This is a genomic window from Blautia sp. HA3515, from assembly GCF_059933065.1.
In genome coordinates this window covers 1-10,885 of the sequence record NZ_JAYFUY010000086.1, presented here as the reverse complement: position 1 = coordinate 10,885, position 10,885 = coordinate 1, and the positions used below count along the sequence as shown (strand labels likewise).

At 40.6% G+C, this 10,885-nt stretch carries 12 protein-coding genes and 1 pseudogene; 6 read left to right on the top strand and 7 right to left on the bottom strand.

Annotated features, from left to right (window positions below; genetic code table 11):
• Positions 1 to 197 precede the first annotated feature (197 nt).
• The 7 genes and pseudogenes from rsmA to dnaA form a co-directional block, all read right to left on the bottom strand.
• Positions 198 to 1,129, bottom strand: a pseudogene (gene rsmA, locus R1Y93_RS07755) (16S rRNA (adenine(1518)-N(6)/adenine(1519)-N(6))-dimethyltransferase RsmA).
• A gap of 47 nt (positions 1,130 to 1,176) precedes the next feature.
• Complete coding sequence (locus R1Y93_RS07750) at positions 1,177 to 2,976, bottom strand: P-loop NTPase family protein (protein WP_500822356.1); 1,800 nt, start codon at positions 2,974 to 2,976, stop codon at positions 1,177 to 1,179.
• Positions 2,936 to 3,529: a tetratricopeptide repeat protein gene (locus R1Y93_RS07745; protein ID WP_500822354.1), complete on the bottom strand. Its 594-nt coding sequence runs from the start codon at positions 3,527 to 3,529 to the stop codon at positions 2,936 to 2,938. Before R1Y93_RS07745 ends, R1Y93_RS07750 begins: the two co-directional genes overlap by 41 nt.
• Before the next feature lie 79 nt (positions 3,530 to 3,608).
• The gene (recF, locus tag R1Y93_RS07740; RefSeq protein WP_500822352.1) at positions 3,609 to 4,685 is read right to left on the bottom strand and encodes a DNA replication/repair protein RecF; all 1,077 of its coding nucleotides are present in this window, start codon (positions 4,683 to 4,685) and stop codon (positions 3,609 to 3,611) included.
• 8 nt (positions 4,686 to 4,693) lie between these two features.
• Positions 4,694 to 4,912, bottom strand: coding sequence for an RNA-binding S4 domain-containing protein (locus tag R1Y93_RS07735; RefSeq protein WP_500822357.1), 219 nt, complete (start codon positions 4,910 to 4,912; stop codon positions 4,694 to 4,696).
• A gap of 84 nt (positions 4,913 to 4,996) precedes the next feature.
• Complete coding sequence (gene dnaN / locus R1Y93_RS07730) at positions 4,997 to 6,112, bottom strand: DNA polymerase III subunit beta (protein WP_500822351.1); 1,116 nt, start codon at positions 6,110 to 6,112, stop codon at positions 4,997 to 4,999.
• A gap of 277 nt (positions 6,113 to 6,389) precedes the next feature.
• Positions 6,390 to 7,751 (bottom strand): chromosomal replication initiator protein DnaA, encoded by a 1,362-nt coding sequence (gene dnaA / locus R1Y93_RS07725; protein ID WP_500822349.1) that lies wholly within the window; start codon positions 7,749 to 7,751, stop codon positions 6,390 to 6,392.
• Between the two features lie 568 nt (positions 7,752 to 8,319).
• On the opposite strand from dnaA, the gene rpmH reads away from it, so the two are divergent.
• From rpmH to R1Y93_RS07695, 6 genes are all read left to right on the top strand, one after another.
• Positions 8,320 to 8,454: a 50S ribosomal protein L34 gene (rpmH, locus tag R1Y93_RS07720; RefSeq protein WP_294529224.1), complete on the top strand. Its 135-nt coding sequence runs from the start codon at positions 8,320 to 8,322 to the stop codon at positions 8,452 to 8,454.
• Positions 8,455 to 8,568: 114 nt separating this feature from the next.
• Entirely contained in the window at positions 8,569 to 8,913 is a 345-nt protein-coding gene (gene rnpA / locus R1Y93_RS07715) for a ribonuclease P protein component (protein WP_500822348.1), read from the top strand.
• Positions 8,910 to 9,122, top strand: a complete 213-nt coding sequence (gene yidD / locus R1Y93_RS07710) for a membrane protein insertion efficiency factor YidD (protein ID WP_158422163.1) — start codon at positions 8,910 to 8,912, stop codon at positions 9,120 to 9,122. The genes rnpA and yidD overlap by 4 nt, the downstream gene beginning before the upstream one ends.
• Positions 9,123 to 9,239: 117 nt before the next feature.
• Entirely contained in the window at positions 9,240 to 9,599 is a 360-nt protein-coding gene (locus tag R1Y93_RS07705) for a YidC/Oxa1 family membrane protein insertase (protein ID WP_500822347.1), read from the top strand.
• Positions 9,600 to 10,139: 540 nt separating this feature from the next.
• Positions 10,140 to 10,442, top strand: a complete 303-nt coding sequence (locus R1Y93_RS07700) for a hypothetical protein (protein WP_500822346.1) — start codon at positions 10,140 to 10,142, stop codon at positions 10,440 to 10,442.
• A gap of 58 nt (positions 10,443 to 10,500) precedes the next feature.
• Positions 10,501 to 10,885 (top strand): Jag N-terminal domain-containing protein (locus R1Y93_RS07695; protein WP_500822345.1); only part of this gene is annotated, 385 nt, incomplete at its 3' end.

Sequence of the window (10,885 nt, the reverse complement as noted above, 5' to 3'; positions counted from 1 at the left end):
TTCAGCAATTTATGGATATACTAAAAAGCGTAAAAATAATACAGCCAACATTATTTTTATAAATTTCTTTTTCATATGTTAATTACCAGTACGGTAATTGACTCTTCCCTTCCTTTTTGAAAAAATATATTTGAGACAAAATAAAAAGCATCCGCCTAGCCAACGGATGCTATTTATTATATTCTATATTCTATATTCTATATTCTGGAAAATTCATTGGAAAGCTGTGCAAACTGCTCCAGCGTCAGTGCCTCTCCTCTGATTGTTCAACGGAAGACCTGCACTTGTCAGCGCACTTTCGATCTGCTCCTTCGTCAAAAGACGATTCAGAAGCGTTACTTAAGTCCGTTTACCAGAGTCTTTCTTCTCTGATTGAAGGATGCCAAGAGGATAATGGCAAACACATAGCAGCTTCTTCATCATCTACCTTTACCGAGCGGCTCCAAAAATCTGGTAAGCCTTATCACAGCACTTCCTACCTTTGGCTAGCGGGTTCGCATCAAACGGTCAGGCGCAACGTTGGCCACGATCTGCGGGCTTGCATAATACTGTACAGCCAGTGACAGTGCTCCATAATCCTTAGTACCCGGACCTACCTGCATCCTGTCTGCCACTTCTTTCTGCACCATAATGGTGATGCTGTCCAAAGGTACCTGATTTTCAAATAATCCCATAATAATAGGCGTTGTAATATAATATGGCAGATTGGCAACCACCTTCACCGGACGTCCACCGTTCTTCTCCTGGGCCAGCTTACATACATCCACCTTCAGGATATCCTCATTGATCACAGTTACATTATCCCAGTCCTGTAAGGTATCCTGTAAGATTGGAATCAGGGAACGGTCGAATTTCCGCCGCTGCCACTTCCCTGGCAGCCTCTGCCAGATACTGGGTCATGGTACCGATTACCAGGACCTATCTCAATTACAAAATCATCCTTTGTTATCTGGGCAGCTTCAATGATCCGTTCCAGAACGTGGGTATCAATTAAAAAATTCTGCCCAAACCTTTTCTGGAATACAAAATGATACTTTTGGAGGACTTCAATGGTATATTTTGGATTTCCGAGGTAAGAATTGTCTGGGCATTTTTTAATCTCCTTTATTTTGCAAAGTATCTTTCTCATAGAGTACGATGTATCCGTCTCTGTCAACTCTTTTTTTCTTGTTAAAATTACAGAAGGCCTCCCTCAGATCTGGCAATTGCATTATCCAGAAGCTCTTTCACAGAACCGATATTCATTGGCTCATCTTCTTTTTGGTTGATGCCGATCAGATTATACAGAGCAAGCATTCCCATCTGATCGATACGGTATCCATTTTCTTTTGTATAAACCCTTGCGAAATTTACAAGCTCATCATTGGTGAAAACAGGTATATTGATCATGGATGTGAACTTCTTTGCAAACCTGGGATATTTGGCAATCAGCTTCCTCATACCAATCTTCTCATCTTCAAGGATCACTGTAAGACCATCCGTCCTGAAATTCATAGCTTTATCCAGTTCTTCTACAGTCTCCGGAGTTAGGGAATTAGCTTCCTCGATCACCAGAAATCCACCGGAAAGCTTATCTACTACCTTTGACATATCCATACCATTGATCTGGTCTGCAAATACGTAGGCTACTTTTGAGGCTTCAATATTTCTTTCTTTACAGATGGCAGGAATAAGACTTCCGATCAGCCTTGTCTTACCTGTCTCATGACCTCCCATAACAATAATATTGCCTGTTTTTGAGGTCTTATCTGCTGCTGCCAGCTGGGCGTCCAGAAGAGCATCCAGAAGCTGCTCCTTCATGCCTGGAACCTTTACAAAATATGTAAACAGCTTTTTCTCCTCATCCGTCAAGGTACGCTCTCTTGGGATAATATCCATAGGATCCCGTTCATCCTTAGGCTGAATAGAATCAATAAACTGTTCCAATTCCTCTTCCTCAGAAAGAACCGGCTTCTCTTCTTCTGCCTCTTCTTCCAGTGGCTGTATCTCTTCTGCAACTTCAGGCACTTTAGGGGCAGCCTTTTCTTTTAGATCTTCTATCGGCTCATCATCTGCACTGTAATCGTTGGTAAATAATTCTTCATCTTCCAGTCTTGGTATCTCCGGTACAGAAGGTTTGTCAAGGCTCTTCTCTTCAGTCTTCTTCGGACCATTCAGGAATTCAGCTTCTGCTTCCTGCAGATCCTCCTCGGAAAGAAATTCTTCTTCCTCAAGTTCCACCATCTTCTTTTGCGGTGAAGGTACTTCAGCTTTTACCGGCTCTTGAACAGGAGCTGCTGCTTTTACCGGCTGTGCTTCTTCTTTTTCAGGAAGCTTTGATTCTTCGGAAACAGGAGTTTCCTTTACTTCAGGTTCTTTTGGAATATTGATTCCCTGGGCACTTGCTGCTGCCAGAATGGTATCTTCCAGATTGAATTCTTTGCCCTCTTTCTGATCAGCAAATACAGGAGTATCATCCAGAACTGCCTTAGGTACCTCTGGTGTTTCTTCTGCTTCAAAATTCTTCATGGACTCCGGAATTTTAAGCTCCGGCATGGTGAAATTCTCTTTCAGATCTGCAGATTCTTTATTTTCTGCATTATCCTCTTTAACCAGAATGGACTTGCCGCTCTCAGGCTCCAGTGCAGGTGCATTCGCCAGTTCTTTATCTGAAGGCTTCTTGATCATCTCATCCTCTGCACCATACTCCTCGCTTAAAAGCTCTTCATCCGATTCCATACGTTTACCGAAAATGTCACGGATCCCCTTGGATATCTTCTCCTGAAGACTTTCTACTCCACTCAGATCTTTATCATTGCCAACCGGAATACTTTCGATCAATGGCTGTTCTTTTTCTTCACTGCTTTCTTTCGGCTCCTCGCCTTTGTCCTTCAGGCTCTGTACTTCCTCAGGTGTAAACAGCTTGGGCACAAACTGCTGCTCATAACGCTGCTTCTCATCTCCTGTAAGTGCTCCCATACGAAGCTTCAGATCCATCGGCTCGCATCACATAGCTGCCTTCATTAAACCATAGGATCATCTCATTACATAATTCAAGACACTTGTCCTTTTCGCCTGCCTGATAATAAAGATTTGCCAGCTCATAAGACCATTTCTCTGTAAATTCTTTTTCTTTATATTCTTCAAGAACCTTGATCTGTTCACTGATAGGAGCATTCTTTGCACTTAAGATCTTATATTTCAGAATAAGAAGCGTGCTGTCCCCTGGGGCAACCTCCTTGTATTCCTGATAAAAATCCTTAGCCTCCTCAATGTCCCCCATCTTCAGGGAAACCTCGATCAGACGGTAAAGGATATTCTTACCAATAGGCGCCCTGTGATAAGCCAGAAGAAAAATCTCCTTACTGTCCTCATACCGCTTGTTGGCTGCATAGATCTCACCTACTACACAAAGAGTACGTACATTCTTTACACGGCGCCAGTCAATGCTGTCAACAACGCCCATAGCACCCTTATAATCCTTGTTCTCAACAAGGTGGTTGATCTCCTCCAGCTTAATACGAAATTCTTCCTTGTCCAAAATTTTCACCAACTTTCCAATACCAACTCACAATTACGGATAGTTTATCATAAGCAGTCATGCTTGTCAAAAAATAAATGTTTCACATCTAATGTACATGACCTGCAACAACCTGAAAAACCTTATTAATGTGAAACTGCCTGCTTACAAAATCATCAAGTCCTGTACAGGTGATCAATGTCTGTATATCATGGATGCTGTCCAGGAGACAGGACTGCCTGCTGCTGTCCAGTTCGGAAAGCACATCATCCAGAAGAAGCACAGGCTTATCCTTAATGATTTTTTCAACCAGATATATTTCTGAAAGCTTCAGAGATAAAGCAGCTGTCCTTTGCTGTCCCTGGGAACCATATTTACGGATATCGATCCCATTGACCATTACGCCGAAATCATCTCTGTGAGGTCCTGTAGAGCTTAAGCGCATGCGAAAATCCCTGTCTCTGTTCTTAAACAAAGTCTCTTCAAAATCCTGGTCACTTACATTTGGCTCATAAAGGATCTCCAGCAGTTCCTCCCTGCCAGTAAGGTTCTTATGGATTTCCCGGATGATCTCATTAAGTTCTGCCACAAAATCCCTGCGCTTAGCGATCACTCTTTTTCCATAATTAACCATCTGCATATCCCATACATCCAGAGTATCCTTCAGAGATGTATTCCCTAATATCTCCTTCAGAAGCTTGTTCCTCTGATTCAGGATATGGTTATAGCCTGCCAGGTCTGTAAGATAAAGCCGGTCAAGCTGGCAAAGCTCTGAATCCATAAACCTTCTCCGCTCTGAAGGACCGTTTTTGATAATATTCAGATCCTCCGGAGAAAAGAAAACCAGATTTACCACACCAAGCAGCTCTCTGGCTTTCTTGATAGGCATTCCATTGATTGCCACACCCTTTGCCTTATTTTTACGAAGATGCATATCGATCTGATAATTCATCCTGTTTTTACACACATTCATCCGTATGTGAGACTCATCCTGCCCGAAACGGATCACTTCTTTATCCCTGCTTCCTTTATGGGAACGGCTTGTACCACACAGATAAACAGACTCCAGGATGTTTGTCTTTCCCTGCGCATTATCTCCGTAAAAAATATTGGTTCCCTGATCCAGATGCAGTTCAAGATTTTCGTAATTTCTGAAATTGCTTAATTTGATGGATTCAATATACATGGGACTGCTTATTCACTTTCTCCTTCAACCTGCACATCCTGTCCATTATAGGAAATCGTATCGCCCACATATACCTTACGGCCTCTGCGTGTGTCAACCTCTCCGTTTACTTTTACAAGTCCGTCACTGATCACATATTTTGCTTCTACACCGTCAGATACCAGATCTGCCAGCTTCATTGCCTGCCCCAGTTTGATAAATTCGTCTCTGATATGGATAACCAAAATAATCCGCCTCCTGATGTTTTTGCTGTTTATATATTATTTTTACACAGATCTGGCTTTCTATCTGTGTCAGTTATTTTCTCTTTTTTATCTTGCCTGATTCTGATTAATGTTTACAGGCAGGATCAAATACGTATAGGACTCCTCATCATCCCTGATAAAGCATGGAGCCTTGGGATTTACAAGATAAATATTAATGTTTTCATCATCAATGACCTTCAATGCGTCGATCAGGAATTTAGGATTAAAGCCGATTACAATATCCTTTCCATCTTTTGAAATATCAATATCCTCATTCATAGAACCCATGGCAGAATCGATCTTCAGCTCCATACTGCTGTCTGTAATGGAAATAATGATAGGTTTTTTATCACCTTCGCGTACCAGAAGAGTGGCACGGTCAATACAGCTTAAAAATTCTTTTTTGTTAATCGTCAGCTTAGTCTCATAATCACTGGAAAGCATTTGGTCAATTCTGAAATATTCTCCTTCGATCAGTCTGGATACTACCATGGTCTGGTCAAATTCAAAAAGAATATGGTTTTTTGTAAAGAAAATGCTTACCTGTTCATCTACTTCACCGGAAAGGATCTTGCTGATCTCATTGAGCGTCTTGCCTGGAACCACCACTTTTTTGTCTGAGTAATCTCTTTTCAGCGGCATTTTACGGATAGCAATGCGGTGTCCATCAAGAGATACTATTTTCAGACAATTATCCTTTATTTCAAATAATTCACCGGTCATTAATTTGTTGTTTTCATTCACTGCAATTGAGAAAATTGTCTGACAAATCATATTTTTCAATGTGTACTGGGATAAAGTCAAAGGTTCATCCCTTTCAATCATTGGCAAATAAGCAAAATCTTCTCCGGATTTGCCTGGAATCGTAAATTTTGCCTTTTCACAGGTAATAGTTGCAGTAAATTTATCATCTGTTTTGATGGTTACATCATTATCAGGAAGTCTTCTTATGATTTCGTAAAAGATTTTAGCATCCAGTGCAACCATACCTTTTTCTTCAATAGTACCCTCAACTATGGTTTCAATACCAAGTTCCATATCATTTGTTGTAAATTTGATCTGACTGGCTGAAGCATCAATAAGAATACATTCAAGGATTGGCATGGTTGTTTTTGATGGAACTGCTTTTAATGAAATGCTTACGCTTTTCAGAAGATTATTTTTAGAGCAGATAATTTTCATAATGTGTATAACTCCTTTTCTGGCTGATGTGGGTTTTTATGTGTGTAAATAAAAGAAGAAATCCGAAGTAATCGCCGTAGGGGGTGTGAAAATGTGAATAACTTCATAAAAGCCCCAAAATCAAAGGGTTTAAGCATTGGATAACTTCGTGTAAAATTCAGGTTAAGGTGTGTGAATAACTTGTGTAAAACCAATGTGGAAAAAAACAGGCAAAAAAATCGCCCACGTTTTCCACAGTAAACCACATGCTATACACAGGGTGTGTGGATAAGTAATGTTAATTTTGTGGATTAATCTTTTTCTTTAAGATGTCGATGGTATTGTTCAGATTACTGTCTGTACTGATTTCTTTTTCCATCTTTTCGATACCATGCATAATAGTGGTATGGTCACGGTTTCCAAGGGATTTACCAATGCTTTTTAATGGTGTGGAAGTAAGTTCACGGCAAAGGTACATTGCTACCTGTCTTGGAATCACGATTTTGGAGCTTCGCTTATTGCCGCAAAGATCGGCTGTTGTTACATTATAATGTTCTGCCACAATGGAAATAATATATTCAGGAGTTATAACTCTCTTTTCATCAGGTGAAATAATATCCTTTAATGCCTGTTCCGCCAGTTCTAAGGTAACATCTTTTTGTTCCAGCTTAGCAGAAGCCATTACCTTATTAAAGGCGCCTTCCAGCTCACGGATATTAGATTTGATATTATTAGCAATGTATTTGATAACTTCTTCATTAATATTATAGCCGTCCATTTCTTCCTTTTTGTGAAGGATGGCCATACGTGTTTCGTAATCTGGCAGGGTGATATCTGCGATCAGACCCCATTCAAACCTGGAACGGAATCGTTCTTCCAGGATCTCCATATCTTTTGGCGGCTTATCTGAGGAGATAATGATCTGCTTTTTGGCACTGTGCAGGCTGTTAAAAGTATGGAAAAATTCTTCCTGGGTGGATTCTTTACCTATAATGAACTGAATATCATCAACCAGAAGGACATCGATATTACGGTATTTTTCACGGAATTTGGTCATAGCGGAATTATTTCCGTTACGGATCGTCTCGATCAGTTCGTTGGTAAATTCTTCACTTGTAACATAAAGTACCTTGCTCTTTTCATTATGTTCAATAATAAAGTGGGCAATAGAATGCATCAGATGGGTCTTTCCAAGTCCGGCACCGCCGTAGATGAAAAGCGGATTATATGCTTCTCCCGGTGATTCTGCAACTGCAAGGGCTGCAGCCTGTGCAAATTTGTTGTTGCTGCCTACGATAAAGGTATCAAATGTATATTTGGGATTTAAATGTGCTTCTTCGCAGCGGATATCCTGTGCTGTATGGCTGTTGCCAGAAGAAACAGTTTTTTTGGCTGGTACGTCTTCGGGAAGGATAAAACGCACATCACAGTTGTCCATGCCTGCAACTTCACTGATAGTTACCTGCAGAGGGAGCTTATATTTCTTTGTAATATAAGAAAGCCCTACCTGCTCAGAGGGCACGATAATGGTGACTACATTACCATCTACTTCATATACTTTAAGGGGTTTCAGCCATGTATTAAAGGAAACCTCAGAAAGCTCATGTTCTGTTTTTACTATATTAAGGATCTCATCCCATTTTTCGATTACTGTGTTCATTTTTTCCTCCCGTAGTGCATTGATAAAAGGACATAAATATCCTTTTATATATTATAATAAATTTTCTGGTTTCGCAATGAGAAAATAGGGCAGTAATGGAAAATAAATGGTGAGTAATGAGAAGAAGAATGTGGATTAGATGGGGTGTTATCCACATTTTGGCTGTGGATTAGTGTGGATAACAGTGGAAATAACCACACAGGTTTCCATAAAATCCGAAATAACGACAAAATGGTTTAAAATAATGTGTATAAGTTTATCCACTGTCCACCACCTGGAAAAAATGGCTTTTTAGCAAAAGGTGTGTATAAATATGTCGAAAAAAGTGGATAGTTTTATAGATTATTGACAAGTTATCCACAAGTTATCCACAAATTGTGGATAATATTACGTAAACCATTTAAACTATCCACTATTTCCTAAAAAGGCAAAAAAAATGAGACGAAAAAAAGCCGGAAAATTCCCATTTTATGCTTGACGTAGCAGGTTTTTATGAATATAATTGAAATGATGTTCTGATTAGGATAGATAATTAAAATGATAAATAGATAAAGGAGGTGCTTTACCTATGAAAATGACATTTCAGCCGAAAAAAAGATCAAGAGCAAAGGTTCACGGATTCCGTGCACGTATGAGTACAAAAGGCGGACGTAAAGTTCTGGCTGCCAGAAGATTAAAAGGAAGAAAGCGCTTATCTGCTTAAGCAGGACAGCTGTCAGCAGCCAATTTTATATGCTGGAGCAATAAGAATGCTTGACCCGTTAAGACCGCAGATATGTGGTCTTTTCTTCTATAAAGAATTAAAAAGGAGGATCAGATGCAATACTCAGACTCCTTAAAGAAAAATCAGGATTTTCAGAAAGTATACCGAAAAGGAACATCACAGGCAAACCGGTATCTGGTGATGTACGTGCTGAAGAATGGGCACATGGAGAATCGTTTGGGAATATCAGTAAGTAAAAAAGTAGGGAATAGTGTGGTACGCCACAGAATCACCAGATTGATCAGAGAGAGTTATCGCCTGAATGAAACATTATTTGAAAAAGGTTTGGATATAGTAGTTGTTGCCAGGACTGGGGCAAAGGGAAGGTCTTATCAGGAAATCGAAAGTGCCCTTTTGCATCTGGGGCAGCGGCATAAATGCTGTGGAGGAAAGCCATGATCAAAAAATGGATGATTAAGATGATTCGTCTCTATCAGAAATATTTGTCACCAATGAAGAGAACAAAATGTCCTTATATTCCCACATGTTCTCAATATGGTTTGGAAGCAATCGAAAAGTACGGTGCATGGAAAGGCGGCCTTCTTGCTTTATGGAGGATATTAAGATGCAATCCTTTTTCACATGGAGGCTACGATCCTGTACCATAAGGTATTTTACCTTAAGCAGTACGAAATCTAGGAGGAGAAAACCTTGCGATATTGTTTTAGCCACAAAGAGTACTACTCCGATCATTGGCCAGCTGGCAACTCTGATGGGAGTGGATCATGAATGGCATCTACAAGATGTTTGACAGTCTGTTCGGTATTCAGAACCTGGGTCTTTGTATCATTATTTTCAGTATCGTTATTTTCTTGTTTATGACCCCACTGCAGGTTAAGCAGCAGAAATTTTCCAAGCTGAGTGCAGTTATGCAGCCTGAGCTTCAGAAGATTCAGAAGAAATATCAGGGCAAGAGAGATCAGGTTTCCGCACAGAAGATGCAGGAAGAAACACAGGCTGTTTACCAGAAATACGGCGTTTCTCCTACAGGAAGCTGTGTACAGCTGCTGATCCAGTTTCCTGTATTGATGGCTTTATGGCAGGTTATCTATAAGATTTCCTGCATATGTAAGCAGTGTTGGTGAAGTATTTACAGATGTTGTGACAAAGATCGTTTCCGTAAACGGATATACAGATCCTGCTTCAGACCTTTATCAAGGATCACAACATGTCAAGGGTATCCCTTGTTTTAGATGGAACAAAGGCTACAAGCAACTCAATCATTGATTTCCTGTATGCACTTTCTCCATCCCAGTGGAAGGAACTTTCTTCCATGAGCCAGTTTTCAGGATTTTCCAAGGAGATCAGTGAGAGCAGCCAGCGAGATTTCCAAGATGTCACGAGCTGCTTTGCGGGCTGAATATTGCAGACCAGCCTCTTACTTATATTAAGGCTGCATTTACAGGCGGTGCTATCATCCTTGCTATTGTAGCGATCATGATCCCGGTTCTTGCATGGGCAACACAGGTACTCAATTATAAGCTGATGCCTCAGGCAGCTGTAGCAGATGACAGCAATTCTACCATGAATGCATCCATGAAGACCATGAATACAGTAATGCCCCTGATGTCTGCTGTATTCTGTTTCACATTCCCGGTCGCTCGTTGGGATTTACTGGATTGCCAGTGCAGTTGGTACCAAGCGTACAGCAGGTAGTGATCAACCGTCTTCTGAATAAGATTGATATTAATGACCTGATCAATGAAAACATGAAAAAAATGGAAAAGAAGCGTGCAAAACAGGGGCTTCCACCACAGCAGATCACAAATCAGGCAAATCAGAATACAAAGAACATCAATACAACAAAGATTGATAAGGGAAATGGCGGCGGCAATGCTGCTGACAAAGCGAAAAAGCTTGAGGAATCCTACCAGAAGGCAAGAGAATGCGGCTGCCAGGCAGTATTACTGCAAAGGCCAATATGGTAAAGGATTTTGATGAGAGAAACAAGAAGAAATAAGAACAACAATAAGGAACGGAGGGGCTATGATGGAGGATTACGTTCAGTTTTCCGCAAAAACTAAAAGTGAAGCAATCACAAAAGCCTGCATAGAGCTTGGTACATCCAGTGACCAGCTTGATATTCAGGTTGTAAGCGAAGGCAGCTCTGGATTTTTTGGCATCGGCAGTAAGCCTGCAATTATTAAAGTACGTAAGATCGAAACCGTTTCTGATGAGGAAGAGATCAAAGAAATCGTTGATACTGTAAAAGTGGAAGCGATCAAAGAAGATGAAAACCGCAAAAAGGCTCCGAAGCCAGTGAAGAAACAGGCACCCAGACAGGAAGAAAAGAAAGAGCCAAAGAAAGCGGATCTTCCAAAAGAACCAAAGGAAAAGCCAGCTAAGCCGGCAAAAGAGAAAGCTTATAAAG

Coding starts and splice junctions, on each gene's coding strand:
- R1Y93_RS07750 (WP_500822356.1), bottom strand. CDS start 2,976: ATGGATCTGAAGCTTCGTATGGGAGCACTTACAGGAGATGAGAAGCAG.
- recF (WP_500822352.1), bottom strand. CDS start 4,685: ATGTATATTGAATCCATCAAATTAAGCAATTTCAGAAATTACGAAAAT.
- dnaN (WP_500822351.1), bottom strand. CDS start 6,112: ATGAAAATTATCTGCTCTAAAAATAATCTTCTGAAAAGCGTAAGCATT.
- dnaA (WP_500822349.1), bottom strand. CDS start 7,751: ATGAACACAGTAATCGAAAAATGGGATGAGATCCTTAATATAGTAAAA.
- rpmH (WP_294529224.1), top strand. CDS start 8,320: ATGAAAATGACATTTCAGCCGAAAAAAAGATCAAGAGCAAAGGTTCAC.
- rnpA (WP_500822348.1), top strand. CDS start 8,569: ATGCAATACTCAGACTCCTTAAAGAAAAATCAGGATTTTCAGAAAGTA.
- yidD (WP_158422163.1), top strand. CDS start 8,910: ATGATCAAAAAATGGATGATTAAGATGATTCGTCTCTATCAGAAATAT.
- R1Y93_RS07705 (WP_500822347.1), top strand. CDS start 9,240: ATGAATGGCATCTACAAGATGTTTGACAGTCTGTTCGGTATTCAGAAC.